The sequence below is a fragment of the Oenococcus kitaharae DSM 17330 genome, assembly GCF_000241055.1.
Classification (GTDB): Bacteria; Bacillota; Bacilli; order Lactobacillales; family Lactobacillaceae; genus Oenococcus; species Oenococcus kitaharae.
This window is the reverse complement of record NZ_CM001398.1, coordinates 624,338-641,764: the sequence shown is the minus strand read 5'-3', so window position 1 is coordinate 641,764 and position 17,427 is coordinate 624,338. Positions and strand designations below refer to the sequence as shown.

Annotated in this window: 14 protein-coding genes and 2 pseudogenes; 2 read left to right on the top strand and 14 right to left on the bottom strand. The window is 43.4% G+C overall.

What is annotated here, in order from left to right; genetic code table 11:
• Window positions 1–27: 27 nt before the first annotated feature.
• From OKIT_RS03190 to OKIT_RS03140, 10 genes are all read right to left on the bottom strand, one after another.
• Window positions 28–771: a glycoside hydrolase domain-containing protein gene (locus tag OKIT_RS03190; protein ID WP_007745268.1), complete on the bottom strand. Its 744-nt coding sequence runs from the start codon at window positions 769–771 to the stop codon at window positions 28–30.
• 222 nt (window positions 772–993) lie between these two features.
• Window positions 994–1,473 (bottom strand): peptidoglycan-binding protein, encoded by a 480-nt coding sequence (locus OKIT_RS03185; protein ID WP_007745266.1) that lies wholly within the window; start codon window positions 1,471–1,473, stop codon window positions 994–996.
• 789 nt (window positions 1,474–2,262) lie between these two features.
• Window positions 2,263–3,384, bottom strand: a complete 1,122-nt coding sequence (locus tag OKIT_RS03175; RefSeq protein WP_007745264.1) for an ABC transporter permease — start codon at window positions 3,382–3,384, stop codon at window positions 2,263–2,265.
• Window positions 3,381–4,070 (bottom strand): ABC transporter ATP-binding protein, encoded by a 690-nt coding sequence (locus tag OKIT_RS03170; RefSeq protein WP_007745260.1) that lies wholly within the window; start codon window positions 4,068–4,070, stop codon window positions 3,381–3,383. The genes OKIT_RS03175 and OKIT_RS03170 overlap by 4 nt, the downstream gene beginning before the upstream one ends.
• Window position 4,071: 1 nt before the next feature.
• Window positions 4,072–4,509 carry a hypothetical protein gene (locus tag OKIT_RS03165; protein ID WP_148126046.1) on the bottom strand — a complete coding sequence of 146 codons (438 nt, stop codon included), beginning with the start codon at window positions 4,507–4,509 and terminating at the stop codon, window positions 4,072–4,074.
• 20 nt (window positions 4,510–4,529) lie between these two features.
• Window positions 4,530–5,276 carry a hypothetical protein gene (locus OKIT_RS03160; RefSeq protein ID WP_007745255.1) on the bottom strand — a complete coding sequence of 249 codons (747 nt, stop codon included), beginning with the start codon at window positions 5,274–5,276 and terminating at the stop codon, window positions 4,530–4,532.
• A 76-nt stretch (window positions 5,277–5,352) separates the two neighbouring features.
• Complete coding sequence (locus OKIT_RS03155) at window positions 5,353–6,219, bottom strand: Rgg family transcriptional regulator (RefSeq protein WP_148126045.1); 867 nt, start codon at window positions 6,217–6,219, stop codon at window positions 5,353–5,355.
• Between the two features lie 179 nt (window positions 6,220–6,398).
• Window positions 6,399–6,701: a type II toxin-antitoxin system YafQ family toxin gene (locus OKIT_RS03150; RefSeq protein ID WP_007745252.1), complete on the bottom strand. Its 303-nt coding sequence runs from the start codon at window positions 6,699–6,701 to the stop codon at window positions 6,399–6,401.
• Window positions 6,691–6,969, bottom strand: a complete 279-nt coding sequence (locus OKIT_RS03145; protein WP_007745251.1) for a type II toxin-antitoxin system RelB/DinJ family antitoxin — start codon at window positions 6,967–6,969, stop codon at window positions 6,691–6,693. Before OKIT_RS03145 ends, OKIT_RS03150 begins: the two co-directional genes overlap by 11 nt.
• 229 nt (window positions 6,970–7,198) lie before the next feature.
• Window positions 7,199–7,666: a hypothetical protein gene (locus tag OKIT_RS03140; protein ID WP_148127731.1), complete on the bottom strand. Its 468-nt coding sequence runs from the start codon at window positions 7,664–7,666 to the stop codon at window positions 7,199–7,201.
• A gap of 387 nt (window positions 7,667–8,053) precedes the next feature.
• On the opposite strand from OKIT_RS03140, the pseudogene OKIT_RS03135 reads away from it, so the two are divergent.
• A pseudogene (locus OKIT_RS03135) lies at window positions 8,054–8,332 on the top strand (putative quinol monooxygenase); the annotation flags it as partial.
• A 549-nt stretch (window positions 8,333–8,881) separates the two neighbouring features.
• Window positions 8,882–10,144 (top strand): MFS transporter, encoded by a 1,263-nt coding sequence (locus tag OKIT_RS03130; RefSeq protein ID WP_338417517.1) that lies wholly within the window; start codon window positions 8,882–8,884, stop codon window positions 10,142–10,144.
• A 28-nt stretch (window positions 10,145–10,172) separates the two neighbouring features.
• Here the strand turns inward: OKIT_RS03130 and OKIT_RS03120 are convergent.
• The 4 genes and pseudogenes from OKIT_RS03120 to carB form a co-directional block, all read right to left on the bottom strand.
• Window positions 10,173–11,833: pseudogene (locus tag OKIT_RS03120) on the bottom strand (ABC transporter ATP-binding protein).
• Between the two features lie 221 nt (window positions 11,834–12,054).
• On the bottom strand, window positions 12,055–13,302 hold the full coding sequence (locus OKIT_RS03115) for an ammonium transporter (protein WP_007745235.1): 1,248 nt from the start codon (window positions 13,300–13,302) through the stop codon (window positions 12,055–12,057).
• Window positions 13,303–13,383: 81 nt separating this feature from the next.
• Window positions 13,384–14,250: an acetylglutamate kinase gene (gene argB, locus OKIT_RS03110; RefSeq protein WP_007745234.1), complete on the bottom strand. Its 867-nt coding sequence runs from the start codon at window positions 14,248–14,250 to the stop codon at window positions 13,384–13,386.
• Window positions 14,243–17,425 (bottom strand): carbamoyl-phosphate synthase large subunit, encoded by a 3,183-nt coding sequence (gene carB, locus OKIT_RS03105; protein WP_007745233.1) that lies wholly within the window; start codon window positions 17,423–17,425, stop codon window positions 14,243–14,245. Before carB ends, argB begins: the two co-directional genes overlap by 8 nt.
• Between the last annotated feature and the right edge of the window lie 2 nt (window positions 17,426–17,427).

The following is a 17,427-nucleotide window of genomic DNA, read 5'->3' as shown; positions in this document are numbered from 1 at the left end:
GCTGGCACCCGAATCATCTTCGGCGAATTAATCAAAGGCCCAATTTAAAGGCTGAGAAAAACCGAGATTGCCAGAATAGCCTGTCGACATATTAGAGACATAACTAGAAACAGATCCAGATTCGAGTGCTAAACGCGTGCTAACATTACGCGTCCCATAAACTCCCGGCACATAATAGTTAGCACCTTCACCATTATTAAAAATAGACGTGATCCCGTTAAAGTAAGGGACAGCATAAGCCGTGATCTCATCATCAGTCATATCCATATCAATGGCAAAATAAATCGTGGTGTTCGTTGGCAACCCCAGTTCTGTCGCAGCAGCCATGGCTGCTCGGGCATCTTTTTGTCCTTGCCGTCTGGTGAAATAAGCCGCCGTGGGATTATTGTCTTGATAAATCGGGATTAAATGCAAATTAGCCTTCAAAATGGCCTGAGCTTCAGAACGCGTGAGATTCTTCGGCCTTTGTGAAGCGCCACTGCCCACCGACCCAGTCAAATAACGCCCCACATAAGTGACCTCCCAATTCACCAAGGCTTGAATCATGGCCGGTGTTAATTGAATCGAAGTATCAATCCCCCAGAAGTTGCGGCTTGGACTGCCGCTAGAGACCATCAGTGAATACATCGTCACAGGATCAGGCTGCTCGTCAGTGACGGGTGTGAGATGCATAAACTGCTGAAAGGCAAAGAGCAAGGACTGAGTAGTTGTATCCAACTGGCCATTAAAAGGAACTGTCGACAACTGATTAGCCGTGATGTATTGGGCCATATTGACATACAAAGCAAACTGAACAAGGCGAATCAGGCTCGCACTGAGTCCATTAGCATAAGCCGTCGCATAAGCCGAACGTGTGGCCGGTCCCCAAACGCCGTTAGCAATCGCGGCCAGACCTAATTCGACTTGAACGCCATAGATTAAGGCGGTATTCGTATCACGTTGGTAGATACCATCAGCTGGTAAAATACCTGTTTGCTCGCTATAGTGCAGATTTCAGTATTGTTGCATGCTGCGAATTTTGGCATCACCATTAGCCAGTAGCACAAAAGCTGACATGTCAAACAAAGCTTTGGCCCAGAGTGCCGTCAAGACGCCATCCGGATTAGTAAAGCCGGCTTCTGTTTGAAGCGTGATAATGGCCGCTTGCGTCTCAGATGAATAGACGCCATTAAACTCGCCAGGATTAATTCCTTTAGCCCAAAAGGCACCTTGAATCAAATAAACAAAGGAACTTTGATAGCCATTTTTTAACCGAGGGACCACTTGCGCATCAAAAGCAGCGGCTGTGGCTTGGCCAAAAGCCGGCAAGCCAGCTTGTAGGCTAATGCCTAGTTCGTGTTGCAGGCCTTGGATCAGGCCGTAAATTGTCTGCCAACCTGTCTGACCGTTTTCGGTCACGGGCGTATAGTTGGCGACGGATCCATAAGTCTTGTTGAGCCACTGTTGCGTGGCTAAAACCATTTGATCTACCATAATAAAAAATCCTCTTTTCAAAAACGAATGATGAACATACGCCGCTAGTCATGAAACAAAAAGGCGAACGTATGTTCGCCTTTTAAGATAGACCCTCTGAGAAATAATGACAAGTGGCTAACTGAATGTTTTAACTGTTTCTAAAGATTCTGTTGGTTTAAAACTATGAATCAACCCATTGATCATTGCGGTACAAAATCCGATTGAATCTATCTATTGACTGTATCAGGCCACGTTTAGTAGCTTCATAAAAACAATATCTTGTCAATTATTTTTAATCATCAGAAGAGATTTTATAAATAAAGCAAGGCATTGGTTCCGTAACCGGTGTCTAAAGAGAAGATCGATTATGTTGAAAAGAAACAGTTTTAGATTTTTACTTTTATTAATCACAACGTCTGCTCTATTTTTGTCTTCCAGTTTTTTGACAAATATAAATTTGTTAAATAATAATATTGCATACGCAGCCACAGATCTTAATCCACCTAGATTAACTCAAGTGAAATTAACGTTCAAAAATTCCCCCATCTCAATCGCTGGGCAGATTGTCTGGGTAGCGCGCTACCAAGGATATTATAGTTGCAATTATTCAACAGGGACGTCATATCAATATGACGCAACAACTAAAAGATATATCGCCTTCTATACCAGTGAATTTCTAATTGCTTGATAAAAAGTTTCAAATGTTCAATACTTCATAATTGTTTAGACTTATGAGGTATTTTTTATTGATGTGTCATACGCTAACGGCCTTTTTAAATTAACCCTTCACGAATAACCTTGATATTTTTATGCGCGATTCCGCAATCGACCAGCCAGCCATAGCAGGCAAACAGTAAAAAGCACCAAGAATAAGAGGCTAAGCGGGTGCTCTGTGACCGGACTGCCTTGCACAATCTGCACAGGCCAAGCCAAGGCGTTCAGAGGATTAAAAGAACTGTGACCGAAAAAGGCTGTTAGTTCACCCATTACCAGTAAAACAATAAAACTGATCAGAGCCGTGAGCTCTTTTTTATTGACTAAAACAACGATTTGAAAGAGAGCCAAGGCAAAGAAAATAACTAAGGAACCGTTTATTAATTGTAAGAAAAAGCGCGAACTGATCCGAGGCAGCTGCATGCCTAAAAAGACAGTCCGTGTCCAGGAATAATCGCCGCCTCGTAGATAGGGCGTTGCAAAACATAGTGAGAGCCCAATAGCAATAACAAACGAAACGATCATTCCCATGAGGTACTGCCCGACAAAATAGCCTTGAAAAGCACGAACCCAACGACCACTATCAGGTGAATTAGTATAGAGCAAGCGATAAGTCGGAGATTTCGTGTCAATTAAAAAACCAATAGCAATGACCAAGACCGTGGCGAAAACTCCAAGAGGCGAAAAAAAATAACTCGCTAAGATCACGAGAAAATTAGGAAAAACCGCTGAAACAGTCGGCTGTTCTAGAGCCAGATGATAACGAGATAGATAGGCATACCGTGCTAGTTCCTGATCACTAATGAAAAAACCTAGATCAGCTTCAGGATGTTCAGTCGTATACTGAATCATCTGTCGATGTAAGGCCAGAGTATCCCTTAAAAATTGCTGGCCTTGCTGGCTATCAAAAACATTGGAAACTTTGCTAGCTAAATGGCCTAAATGGGACAGCTGAGTCATCTGTCTGGATAGTCCTATGTAAGTTTGTGAGCCCTTGCTTGTCTTCTTTAGCTGCACACTGGCGGCTAAATAGCTATTGCTAATAGCGGCATGCGTCGTTTGGATCTGTCCGGACATGGAACGGTGATAAAGAGTTACCTGCTGTGTTTGATAAAAGAAGGTCGCGATTGGCAGAAGCAAAAAGAAGCCTAAAGGAATTAAACGGCTGAGGCTTTTGCGGGTCTTTAAATATTCAAAAGCAATTAAGTTTCTCATGGCTGACTCATGTAGAGCTTCTCATAGACGGCTTCAGAGGATTCGTTACTCGAGAGCTCTTTATAAAAGATTTGTTGATTCTTGATAAAAAAGATTTTGTGAGTGACTTTATCCAGCTCATCTAAGTTATGAGAAGAGATCAACAGCGTTTTGCCATGTTCTTTCATAGCTAACAAGGTCTTTCTAATAATTTGCAGACTAGTTGGATCCAGCCCATTTAACGGTTCATCTAATAAGACCAGCGGCGTATCGGCAATCAAGGCCATGGCTAGGAGCAGGCGTTGTTTCATGCCTAAAGAATAGGCCGAAACTTTTTTATGAGTCAGGTAGTCAGCCACGTCTAACAGCTGGGCAATTTTAGCAATCTGAGCTACAGGAATCTGACGCAGCTGGCAAATCAGTTTTAAATGATCATAAGCCGTCAGATAATCATAGAGGACCGTGTTGTCTTGTAAAAAGCTCGCCGATTGAAAGAAACGCTGCTGGTTATCTGACTTGTCAAACAAACTAATCGAACCTGCATCAGGGACTAATAGATTAGCAATCAGATTTAAAAGCGTGGTTTTTCCAGAACCGTTAGGTGCTACCAAACCATAGATACCCGGCTGGGAAATGCTTAATGCCGTTTGCTTAAAAATACTTTTTTTCTTAAAGGACAGTGAAAGTTGTTGGATGTCTAAAATCATCTTAGAGACCTCTTTTCCATTTTAATAAGGACCAGCCGGCTAGGGCTATCAGCAAGGTATCACTCAGCAGGACACCGGCAGGCAGCCAGAGGCTGTTTGAGAAGTGATTTAAAAAAGGATAGCCATCGACTGTCTGGCCGATATTCAAATAGCCGACAGGCAAAAACCACAATTGCTTAACGAAGGCTCCACTAACAATCACAAAGATCGTGGCGATGCTTGCACCCCAAAACTCTTTAATCAGAATTGAGAAGAAAAAACTGACAGCCAAAACAAAAGCCGCAGCCAAGATGAAGACCAAGCCACCAGCAGCAAGCATACTTGATAAAGGACGAAAGTCATAACTACCGTCTGTTTGCCAATGAAAAACCGGATAGGCCAGGCTGCCTAAATGCCCAGTTAAGAGAGTCACCAGCAACAAGACATCGACAGCTAACAAACAACTCAGTAAAAAGTAAGCTAACAACAGGACGTATTTACTCCTTTAAAATTGCCCGGCTTAATTCCTTGAGTCCAAAGCAGCTGATAAGCTGGGTGGCTTTTAGTCAATTCCCTGCTGACAAAAGCGCAAGCCAACAAGGCTAACACAACAAATAAGAGAAAAGATACATAATTGTTAGTCACTAGCGACCAGAGAAAATACCAGCCATAAGTATAAAAGTGAGCCCCATAGAGGGCAGCATCAGCCGACCAGTTGGTCAGGTCGCCCTGATAGCTGGCACGACTATTTTCGTTGAGTAATAAGCGCGTGGGAAACATAGCTGGCAGATGCTGTTGTTTGATTAACGTGAGCTGGTCGTAAGTGGCTTGAATCGTCATAGGATCGAAACCGGAACTGCCAGAACTGTCAAAGCCCACCATGAGCGGGCTGAACAAGTCACCTTTGCTTGAGTCGGCAGCGGTTCTGGCTCGCTGCAAGAAACGATAGTAATCGCGAAAATAACGCGTCGGCTGTTTTAAGGCCTGCTTTTCTGTTTGAAAAGGGTTCATGAAGCGACGGCTAGTGATGCCCACTTTTTCTTGTTGCTTGCTGCGTTTGATATGTTGTTGCAATCGAGCTGTGTACCGCCTGACAAATTGTCTTTGCAAGTAGAACTGTCCACCAAAGCCAACAAACAGACAAAGAATTAAAGTCAATGAAAACAGCCAAGTCGTTTTTCGCTGCCAGAGTTTGTTCATTTCAAATTTGAAGTAGATCTGATTCATATTAACGCTCCATAATTTGTCATTAGTATACCTGTTGTTTTGGACTGTGAAACAAAGTAACAAGATATGGTGACTTTTAGCTGGATTGCTGCAAAAAACTGGTCATGTAATCTTCGTAGCTTTGAGCTAAAGTGGGCCCAGACAATCTGAGCAGTTCTAAGAGATGCTGATTTTTATCGATACCTTGTTGTCTGTTGTTTTCTAATAGGTTGGCCAAGAAGGTCGTCTTGATCCTAGCTTGTGACATTGTTTCCGGAATGGCTAATTGCTGCATGTGATGCAAGACGCTTTTGGCCTGGTCAATCAAGCGACGATTCATGAGAGTTTCAATCGTATTTGCCAACAGAGACAGGTAGCGTTCATAATTATCGGCGACCTTTTCAAAAGTGTGAACCTTTTCATCTAATTCACGAAGGATCAGCATGATCATCTTGGAATTGATAATAGGTAGGCAATTGCCTAAAGTCGCAATCTGAAAGCTGTCCCAATCATTCGTGGCTAGAAGATAGTTGTTTAAGTGATCGGCCAGTGCATGATCAATCACAAAAGATGGCTCTAAGTCTTGAATCAAGACAGCGGCCGTGGCTTGAGTCACTAGATAAAATGGATCTTGAGTCAGTTGATAATTTTGAGCTTGGCAGTGGTACATCGTTTCCAGTTTTTTGAAATCATTTTTGTAATAGTGATCAGACAGTTCGGTTAAAAAAGCCGTGTATTCATCTTCTTGTTGTCCTTGTAATAGAAACGCGAACTCGTTATAGCTGATATGTAAACGCCGTAACAAGGCTAACAATTTTGTTGAGACAATATCACAACTACCCTCTTCAAATTTGCGTAACAGAGAAACTGACATAATATTGGCCGTAACTGTTTTTGCTGAATAACCATGATCTTTACGTAGTCGACGGAAAACTTGACCGGCTTTTTGGTTATTGTTTTGCAACACGGATTATCTCCTTTTCTTAGAATTAAATTTATTATCCTCTTAATGATGGTACATATAAAAAAGCCTCTGCCATGAGAACATCATGGAGAGGCTTTTAATTTCAATCTTTCTTTTAACCGTGGAAGTTACCTGTATACTGGTCGACAGTAACATAGGGATCATCCTGCGTATTGATTTCATTGATCTAAGATTTCATGGGAACCAGTTGCAACTAATAACAGAACTAATTCTTCGTCGTTTAGCTGATAGATCACAATCCAGCTATCGTAAATTTGACCATAGCTGCCATACCTAGCAGGGTGGAATTCGCGATAACCCCGCCATTTTCCTTTTAAAGCGTGATCCTTAATCCGTTTTAAGATCGCCTGATCTTGTTCGGCCAGAGCCTTTAAACAAGCCTTTAAGACTGAAACAGGAAAATGTTTCTTGGCTAATTTTTTTAGTTGGCGTTCAAATGACGGTGTTTGTTTAATTTGCATCTAACTGATCAACCCAGTGATCGAAATCATCTAAGGAACCAATCGTTTTGACTTGTCCTGTTTCAGCTTCTCTTTTTGCTTCTAAGGCTTCAGGGGAATCTAAAAAGCTGACTAAACGAACTTCATTGTTGGCCGCTTTAACTAAAGATAAACGAATATACTCAGAAATAGTGAGGCCCTGCTTGGCCAAATTGCTTTTGGCTCTTTGATCAATATCCAAAGTCACACGTGTTGAAACTGTTTTATTTTTAATCACGCTTGTACTCATTGTATTTCGCCTCCAAATGTTTACCATCGTACTACATCATTGTATTTCATTTTTTGGTTTTCTGCAACTAAGGAGTTCACAACCTATGCAGCCAGTCGTTCTGCCAGCTGAATCTATCAATACAGTTGAAATTAAAGATAATACCCTTTATATACAACTACCCTATAATCTCACAAAAACCCACTGCTGATAGCAGTGGGTCTCATAGCTCTTCAATATTTCGAGTTAATTAATCGTCTTTCTTTGTGCCATCGATTAGCCAGTAATCGGCCCAGCGACTAGCTTTCGGATTCTTTAATAGATTATTGTAGTAAGTCGTAGATAACTTGTCATAGATAGTTGGCTGGTCGGCTTTTCTAATAATCCAACAAGAGACATGGTCAGACGTTGGAATAATAGACCGTTCTTTAGCTACTGGCCAGACAATCAAGTGGTCAGGTAATTTAATCATTTGTTGGATATGAAAAGGTTTGAGATAAGGAGTGTGATTATAGCGGACAGCAGAAGTTGGGAATTGGTTGAACAGGTATCGGTCCAAATCCTTCTTGTGTTTGATCCAAACAAATTCAATGATCACCAGCAACATCACCAGCGGACCGCTCATGATGATTAAAATTGTGGTGGGATACCTAGCAAGTGTTGAGGAGATCGATCTTAAATCCATGCCTTGAGCCAGCATGCCGAAAACAAAGCCCAACAAACGAATGGTCAGCCAACAAAGACTGAGGCTGAGAACAAAGGAAACTAATAGAACAACCAGATTCCATCGGAAATGTCTCTCTCGTTTTTTAAACTGTCTATTATATGCTGCTTATCAGCTAACAGTAATTGATAAGTCTCTTTAATCTCAGCGAGTTCTGCAACGGAAAAGGTATAACAATTGTCTGGTAATTCAGGCATATTAACTATTATCCTTGCTTTGATGCCAAATAGCTACTGAGAAGACAGTTGCGACACCGAGTTTTGTTATAAAATTTGGCAACATCATCATTGAATAACCTGGCGGCAAAGTCTACACTACGAACAAAAAGGAGGCATCCCATTATGATGAACAAATTTTTGTAAGTTTAGTAAATTACAGGTCACCAAGGGAAACGGTGATCAACTGCTAAAACTTTTATTAAAAGCATCGAAAGAATTAGAACCAGTTGGCAATTGTTTTTGTTATATTGTCGGAATGGATCCACATGAGCCTGATGCTGTATATGTTTATGAAGTTTGGGAGAATGAAGCCGCCCATAATGATTCATTGAAATTGCCCGCTGTTAGAAATTTAATCAAAGCAGCTGGGCCGATTTTGGACCGGCGTCAATTAGAAAGTTCCTCCAATTTGACCATTTATGGTGGAAAAGCGTCATTGTGACGATTCAGCCCTCAAATAAGAAGATTTTGTCCATATCAATGACAAATTAAACCATAAAAATATTAAGCCGTTTTCCGCTGGTAAGCACGCACTGCAAAAATGTAGGCCACCAGCATAATCCCGATACACCGTGCCAGTGCAATCCAAATATTATTACCAACGGTCTGCTGCATTAGCTAGGAAACATTTTTCTAATGCCGTTTCAACTTTTTTCTATTAAAACACGCAATCAAAAAGACCAATTAGATATGCCCTAGTGGCCCGTTTGCGATTTTGAATTAGTAAGGCTGACGTTGAAAATTTATTTAAGTCATAATAAGCATTGTCATTAAAATCATAAACAGCCCAAAACTTAGAGCTGCTTTTGAAGTTTCAATAGTTCATAGATGTTTCTGAAAACAACGAGAAAACTCACATCCAGGGGGCAGCTTTTTGTATCGAGGGAAAAACATAAGATTATTGGGCTCGATTATTTCGATTGGCTTTTTGAGCTTTTTAGGCATAGTTGTCGAAACGGCTTTAAACATCACCTTTCCACAATGAACAAAGATTTTTGCTATTCCCATCAGCCAAATTCAATGGTTGACCACTGGATACATGCTAGTATCAACGAGCTTAATTCCATTTGGTTCATTCTTTTTAAAACGCTTTCGCGTGATTACCTTATTTAGAGTTTCCTGCTTAAGCTTTTTAGCAGGTACCTTGATTGCAGGCTATGCCAACAGCTTTCAATGGGTTTTACTTGGTCGTTTATGTCAGGGAATCGCTGATGGCATCGCTTTGCCTTTAATGTTCGTCACCATATTAAATCAAGTGGCACAGAAAAAAGTGGGCACATTTATGGGAATAGGTAGTCTTGTGATTGCTTTTGCACCAGCAGTAGGGCCTATCTATGGCGGCATCATACAGGACACATTGAATTGGCATTTTCTATTTATTATTTTGGTACCTTTTATTATTGCTGCTTGGGTGGTTGGCGAGCTTAGCATTAAACAGACTACACCAGTCCGTCATGTTGCTTTTGATGCGCGCGGCGGCTTTTTCTTAGCAATTTTTCTGACAACTGCTTTGATGTTTGTGGTCAACTTAACTGCCAATAGCAGTTCTGTGAAATGGAATCTGCCTTTGCTGGGCGTAGCCTGCCTAAGCGGCATGATTTTCCTTCATAGCGAGAAAAATAAAAGCAATCAATTGTTGGCATTAAGTCTTTTTAAAAATAAACAGTTTGTAAGACTGCTCAGTGCCTTTTTTCTTTTGCAATTCAGTTCTCTTAGCATGTCCTACTTAATTCCCAATGTTCTGCAAATACTTTTCCATCAGTCTCCCAGCTTGGCCGGCATTCTAGTGGCTCCCGCGGCTGTGATTGATGCCCTGCTATCGGTCGCTGCCGGTATGATTTACGATAAGGCCACACCTCGTTTACCCATTATTAGTGGCTGTGTAGTCATTGGACTGACCTTCTTGTATGCCGTGCTGATTACGCCAGACATTAGCCGATTGATTGTCATCTATATGTTCTTTATGGTAGGGCTCAGTCTGAGCTACAGCAACATCATGACCTTTAGCCTATCTCAGCTAGCAGTTCATCTAAGAAACGATGGCAACGCAATTTACATGACGGCACAATCCTATTCAGCCGCAGTGGGAATCGCAATTTCATCATCGATCATTTCTTTTATGCAGGCACAACGAGGCAATGTACTCTTAGGAACACGACAGGGGCTAGAAATTAACTTTTTGATTTTATTTTTAGTTGCCGTATTCACATTGTGGCTGTGTCTGGTAAGTTTAAAAAACAATGTGCATCCATGAATACGGGAGATCAAACCAATGAATAACTTCAACCCTGTTTGAGCAGCTGTTCTTGAACATATTTACGGTAAAGCGGGTGGGTTTTATACAGCTCATCATGTGTACCTTCGCCGGTAATTTGACCGTGATCCAAAAAGAGAATCTGGTCGGCATTTTTAACAGTTGCCAACCGATGAGCGATCATAATAATCGTGGCCTTGGCTTTGATCTTATCAATGGCTTGCTGGATGAAGAATTCAGATTGGCTGTCCAAGCTGGCTGTTGCTTCATCAAAAATATAAATATCAGCTTGTTTTAAAAAGGCCCGGGCAATCATAATCCGCTGCAGCTGGCCGCCAGAAAGATTGGCACCGCGCTCAGATAAATCAGTGTCTAATTTTTTAGGAAGTTTTTCAACGAAATCAAAAGCCGAAGCATCTTTCAAAGCTTGATTAATTTGTTCGTCAGAAACTTCTTTTTTTAATCCAATCGTCAGATTATCACGCAGCGTCCCAACAAGCACTGAACCCTGCTGGGGCACATAGGCAACATGATCACGCCAATAATGCAGGCCGAAATTTTGGATATTTTTTCCAGCCATGGACATTCCCCCTTGCTGGGCAGATAGAACTTTTCGATTAGCGAAATGATTGTCGATTTGCCGCCGCCTGAAGGCCCGACGAAAGCCGTCACGCTGCCAGCTGGAATTTTGAAATTTAGGTTTGACAAAACATCAGCTTTCGGATTATAGGCGAAAGAGACTTGGTCAAAGACTAAGGGCGAAGCAAAAGTACCTGCCGGAACCAGTTGCTGATTGTCGGTCTCTTCACCTGTTTGCAGCAGAGCGACCAGCCATTTAGAAGCACCATTGGCTGATTGAAACTGATTAATCGTCTGAGCGATGATGCTAATTGGAGTCATGATTTGCAAGAAATAGATAAAGAAGGAAACTAAAGCACCGATCGTCATGCCGCTTGAAGAGACCATCAGGCCGCCGATAATCAGGACAAAGAAAATGCTGGAAAAGAGGATCGTGTACTCGATTGGGTCCAGTAATGAATTGATTTTTAGAACCTTCATATTAAAACGGTACAGACGGTCGACACTGTCATTCAGCTTTTCTTTTTGCGATTCTTGGCCATTGAAACTTTTAATCATGCGAATTTCAGATGCAACTTGATTCAAGCGGCTGGAGAAATGGCCCAGTTCGTTTTGCAGACTGGCCGAAGTCTTATTTTGAATGTTGCTAATTGGTGAAAGAATTAAAAACACGGCAATCAGAGCCAGCAGGACAATCAGCGTCAAAGACCAATTAATCAGAAACAAGATTACAATCGAGCCAATTACCAAAATCACACCGCTAATAAAGGAAGAGATGTTCTGGCGAATTAAGAGATCAATCGATTGGGTGTCGTTGGCAATATGGTTAGAAATTTCGCCGGATTGTTTATCCGTAAAGAATTTGATCGGGATATTCATCAAGCGAGCTGATGCTTTTTTCCGAATCGAGGCAATAAAAGTCTGACTGGCTTTGCCCATCGTGTAACTGTTCAAGACACTGAACAAGGTGGAAAACAGCAGCGTCACAATTACGGCCAACACAAGCGGAAGCGAAAAATGTTTTCTGAAACTATCAATCAAATTCGCAATGAATAAGGGAAAGACCAAGGACAAAGCGGCACTAAGGACGGAAAATATCAGGCCAGTCATTAATAAAGATTTTTTGATTTCCGCATATTTGAATAGCGCGGTTAACCCAGATTTTTGTTGTTTACTCTTTTTTGCCATGAGGCCTCCCACAAGCAACTCGTCATCATCATCATTATCATATATGGTAAATTAATTAAAATATTTTAAATTGCTTGCTGCCATTATATGACAAAATTTTTGTAAAAAAACAATTAATTAAAAAACTGCCTGAGGGCAGTTTTTTATTCGGTGATCGTCACGGCCGAAATACTTTCGTCAGCTACTTCACCATGTTCGCCTTGATCAAGCCCGGCTTTTTCTTCAGCACTATCAACGCGCATCTTCATGAAGAGTTTCAGAACTCTGATGATGACAAAGCTCAAGACACTCACAAAGACAATCGTAAAGAAGGTGCCAAACAACTGCAGGCCAAAGAGTTTAAAGCCGCCGCCGTAGAACAAGCCGTTCGACGCAATCGATGGATTAACAGCTTTGCTAGCAAATAAACCAGTCATAATACTGCCAATGATCCCGCAGACCCCATGACAGCCAAAAGCGTCTAAAGCGTCATCCAAACCAATACGCTGCTTGATTTTGTTGACAAAGAAGTAACTGGCCGCCGCAGCGACGAGTCCGATCCAAAATGAACCAGCCACTGTGACATAACCTGTCGCCGGCGTGATACCGACCAGACCGCATAAAGTCCCATTGCAGATACCAGATAGCGATACTTTGCCCTTCAAAGACATTTCTATTAGCGTCCAAGCCATCATTGAACTAGCCGTCGCAACCGTTGTTGTCAGAAAAGCCTGCACTGCAATTTGATCAACCCCTAAAGCAGAGCCGGCATTAAAACCGTACCAGCCGATCCATAAGACGGTCGTACCCAGCAAAGCCCAGGACAGGTTATAGTGTTTTTCCTGTAAATTCTTGCGGAAACTGTCGCGCTGGCCCAAAGCATAGGCCAAAACTAGCGCTGTAATGCCCGCATTGATATGAACAACCGTCCCACCAGCAAAATCAATCACGCCGAGTTTGGCCAGAAAGCCGTTTGCCCAAACCATATGGACCAAGGGGTAATAAATGAAAATTGACCATAATGTCGTAAAAGCTAACAAGAACTTAAAACGCAGGCGGCCGACCACCGCACCAACGAACAGGGCGGGTGTAATCACTGCAAACATCATCTGAAAAATCAGATAGATACTGGTCGGAATTTTTGTCGCAGTCAGAGCTGTCAGTTTTACGCCATGTAAGAGAAAGCCCTGCAAGCCGCCGACAATACCGGAGAAATCGCCGATAAAGGACATTGAGTAACCAAAGACGACCCATAATAAGACGGCTAAACCGCACATAATAAAGACGGACGTCAGTGTATTGACGACATTCTTTTTTGATCCGAGGCCCGCGTAGAAGAAGGCCAGACCCGGTGTCATAAACAATACCAAAACACTCGAGATAATTAGAAATACAGTATTTGCTTTATCCATAAGTTAATAATATAAAGGTCTTGGTGTCTGCTTCTGCTCAGATTGTCAGCTAAGATGACAACGGTCTAGACAAGCTGACCATTAATCACTAATTAAGCTGCCATAACCGCGATCAGAAAAAAGTTCCAGCAAGAGTGCATGTGGTACACGGCCATCCAAAATTACAGCTTGATGTAAACCGGCGCGCATGGCTTGGATGATTGCTTTGAGTTTGGGAATCATGCCGCCTTGGATCGTTTCTGAAGCAATCAATGCCTGTAATTCTGGCACAGCCAGTTCGCGATACAACGAATCTGGATCTGTCGGGTCTTGCAAAATACCACGGACGTTTGTCATCAAAACAAAGGATTGTGCTCCTAGTGCAGCGGCGATTTCAGCGGCAGCCGTATCGGCGTTGATATTGTATAGCTGACCGTCACTGTCAACACCAATACTAGCAATCACAGGCATGTAGCCCTGATCCAAAGTCAAAGTCAGCAGATCAGGATTGATTTTCATGACATCCCCGACATAACCCAATTTGGCCGAACGCTGTTTGGCTTGAATCAAACTGCCATCGACGCCAGAAAAGCCGACAGCCTTGGCACCAGATTTAATCAGGCCGGCCACCAGGCTTTTATTCACTTCGCCAGATAGAACAGCATTAATCAACTGTAAATCCGCTTCGTCTGTGTATCTCAAGCCGTCAATAAAATGCGTTTCCCTGTTGGCTTGTTCCATAGCGCGATTAATCGCTGGGCCGCCGCCGTGGACAAGTACAATTTTGATGCCGACAGTCTGCAGTAGAGACAGGTCGCGCATGACCGACAATTTCAGCTGGTCGTCCGTCATTGCATTCCCGCCGTATTTCACGACAATTGTCCGACCAGCATATTTCTGCATATAAGGCAGCGCTTCTAATAATAACGCTGCCTGTTTTTGCGAAGCTTGATCGACTAAATCACTCATGTGCGACCGCCTCTCTATCAGCTGCTTGTTCGTAAACAACCATCTCATTAGGCTGTGGCTGCTGAGTTTTTAAAACGGAGACATAGGCTTGCGCCGTTTTAAATGAGGTCATAACAATCGCGGCTTGTTCAACTGCTTGGTGACGCAGATCTTTCATGGCGGCGGATTGTGATTTCGAGCTTAACAGCAGTTTAATCCCACAAGCTGACAGACTGTTTTTCGTGTTATCCCAGTGTTCGACTAACAAATGATGTGCCTGCAAAAACTCACAGCTTTTAGCGTCGGCCCAGACTGCCAAGCCCAATTTCGTCAGGTCTTCAACTAGAGACAAAAAGTCCTGATTTAATGTCTGACCGACTAATAAGACTGACGATCCCTGCCTCAATAACGGGTATCCCGCAGCCACAAAAGCTTTGTCTAATGCGCCGTTCACAGTATCGGCCACGCCCATAACTTCACCCGTGGACTTCATCTCTGGTCCCAATAAGGCATCGACACCCGACAGTTTACTAAAAGAAAAGACAGGTGCTTTGGCGTAGACTAAGGGCCCGACTGGCAGCAATCCTGTGTGAAAACCGAGATCTTTTAACTTACGGCCCAAAATGACTTGAGTCGCCAAATCAGCCAGAGGAGTTGCCGTCGCTTTTGAGATAAAAGGCACGGTTCGAGACGCTCTTGGATTAGCTTCGATGATATAGACCTGTTCATCTTTCACAACGAATTGGACATTCATGAGGCCAACCGTCCCCAGCCCGTGAGCCAATTTGATAGCTGCTTGCAGCATTTGTGCTTGAACAGCCGGACTGAGATTCTGGCAAGGATAGAGTGATATCGAATCGCCAGAATGGACGCCAGCACCTTCGACTTGTTCCATAATGCCGGGCACGACAACCGTTTCGCCGTCGCTTAAGACGTCAACTTCTGCCTCACGGCCGACTAGATAAGCGTCAATCAGCAATGGGTGCTGCAAGGATAGAACAGCCGTTGACAAATAATCGGCCAGTTCCTGATCGTCGTGAGCAATAATCATGGCACTGCCGCCCAGGACATAAGAAGGACGCAGCAGCACCGGATAACCAATTTGTTCAGCGGCCGCTTGCGCTTGTTGGGCACTATAAACAGTCTGGCCAGTCGGTTCAGCCAGTTTTAAATCCGTGACCAGTTTGGAAAAGGCCTTTCGATCTTCAGCCTGCTGAATAGTTTGCAGACTGCTGCCCAACAATTTCACGCCAGCATTTTGTAAAGGTGCGGCTAAATTAATCGCAGTCTGACCACCGAATTGGACGATCACGCCAAGCGGTTTTTCTAGGTCGACGACATTTAAGACGTCCTCTAAAGTCACAGGCTCGAAATAAAGTTTGTCAGACATCGAAAAATCAGTCGAAACGGTCTCTGGATTAGAATTGATCACAATCGCTTTATAGCCAGCTGCTTGAATGGCCTGCACAGCTTGAACGGTCGCATAATCAAATTCGACCCCTTGGCCAATACAGATCGGGCCGGATCCTAAGACGACCACACTATTGCGAAGAGGGGCAGATTCGTTTTCCTGCTCGTAAACTGCATAATAATAAGGTGTCTGTGCTTGGAACTCGCCGGCTGCTGTATCGACCATTTTATAAGTAGGCAGCAGATCTAGGCCAGTCCGAAATTGACGGATTTTTGCAGCTGAAGACTGCCAATAACGGGCAATCGCAGCGTCAGGGAAACCCGTTTCTTTAGCTTTTTTTAACAGATCTGCATCAAAAGGATGAGACTTTAATGTTTGCTCCAGCTGCACCAAATGGGCAATTTTTTCGATGAAAAAGCTGTCGATACCGGTCTTGTCATGCAGTGTTTTTTCATCAACACCACGGCGCAGTAATTCGGCCAATTGGAATAAACGCTGGTCACTTGCCGGTAAGAGCCGTGCTAATAACTGGTTACTTGTCTCATCTGGAAAACGGACCTCATCTAAAGCCAAAGCACCAATTTCCAAGGACCGTATCGCTTTCATTAAAGCTGTCTCGATGTTGCGGCCAATTGCCATCACTTCACCGGTGGCTTTCATCTGCGTACCTAATTGCCGGTCGGCCGTTGTGAATTTATCAAAAGGCCAGCGCGGGATTTTAGCTACGACATAGTCAAGCGCCGGTTCAAAAGCCGCTTTGGTCTGACCGGTAACCGGGTTAAGGAGCTGGTCTAAAGTCCAGCCGACCGCTAGTTTGGCAGCTAATTTTGCAATCGGATAACCGGTCGCTTTAGAGGCCAAAGCTGATGATCGGGAAACACGCGGATTGACTTCAATGATGTCATAAGACTGGCTATGCGGATCCAAAGCCAGCTGAACGTTGGCACCACCCTGAATTTTCAGCGCCCGAATAATTTTAAAGGCTGCATCCCGCAGAGACTGATAATCGTGATCCGACAGCGTCTGCACTGGAGAAAAGACAATCGAATCACCTGTGTGGATGCCGACCGGATCAAAATTTTCCATGGACGCAACAACCAAACACTGATCATCAGCATCACGCAAGACTTCAAATTCGATCTCCTTATAACCGCTAATCGAGGCTTCAACGAGAATCTCTGTGACAGGCGATTTGGCCAAACCATGAGCGGCAATCTGCCGCAATTCAGTTTCGTTATTGGCAATCCCACCACCGCTGCCGCCTAGCGTATAGGCTGGCCGGATGATTAAGGGATAGCCCTGTCTATCAGCAAAAGCCAATGCCTGAGACAAATTTCTCGCGATCTGTGAAGGCGGTGTTGGTTCGCCCAACTGTGCCATTAAGTTTTTGAACTTCTCTCGATCCTCAGCCTGCTCAATCGCAGCTAATTTTGTCCCAAGCATCTCAATGCCCAGCTCATCTAAAATACCGTCTTCGGCTAGATCTTTAGCCAGATTCAAAGCTGTCTGGCCGCCTAAAGTCGCTAAAATTGCCTGCGGCATTTCTTTACGAACGACATCCTTCACAGCCGGCAAGGTAAGTGGTTCGATGTAAACATGATCGGCCGTCTTAGGATCTGTCATGATCGTGGCCGGATTCGAATTGATCAACACGACTTCATAGCCGGACTCTTTTAAAGCCAGACTGGCTTGTGTGCCCGAATAATCAAATTCAGCGGCCTGACCAATGATAATCGGACCGGAACCGATCACGAGAATTTTTTTAATCGCTTGCTTTGGTGACATGT

Bases quoted from the DNA above. Each gene is read 5' to 3' on its own strand.
- OKIT_RS03190 (WP_007745268.1), bottom strand. From the start codon at position 771: ATGGCCCAATACATCACGGCTAATCAGTTGTCGACAGTTCCTTTTAAT.
- OKIT_RS03185 (WP_007745266.1), bottom strand. From the start codon at position 1,473: ATGGTAGATCAAATGGTTTTAGCCACGCAACAGTGGCTCAACAAGACT.
- OKIT_RS03175 (WP_007745264.1), bottom strand. From the start codon at position 3,384: ATGAGAAACTTAATTGCTTTTGAATATTTAAAGACCCGCAAAAGCCTC.
- OKIT_RS03170 (WP_007745260.1), bottom strand. From the start codon at position 4,070: ATGATTTTAGACATCCAACAACTTTCACTGTCCTTTAAGAAAAAAAGT.
- OKIT_RS03160 (WP_007745255.1), bottom strand. From the start codon at position 5,276: ATGAATCAGATCTACTTCAAATTTGAAATGAACAAACTCTGGCAGCGA.
- OKIT_RS03150 (WP_007745252.1), bottom strand. From the start codon at position 6,701: ATGCAAATTAAACAAACACCGTCATTTGAACGCCAACTAAAAAAATTA.
- OKIT_RS03145 (WP_007745251.1), bottom strand. From the start codon at position 6,969: ATGAGTACAAGCGTGATTAAAAATAAAACAGTTTCAACACGTGTGACT.
- OKIT_RS03115 (WP_007745235.1), bottom strand. From the start codon at position 13,302: ATGGATAAAGCAAATACTGTATTTCTAATTATCTCGAGTGTTTTGGTA.
- argB (WP_007745234.1), bottom strand. From the start codon at position 14,250: ATGAGTGATTTAGTCGATCAAGCTTCGCAAAAACAGGCAGCGTTATTA.
- carB (WP_007745233.1), bottom strand. From the start codon at position 17,425: ATGTCACCAAAGCAAGCGATTAAAAAAATTCTCGTGATCGGTTCCGGT.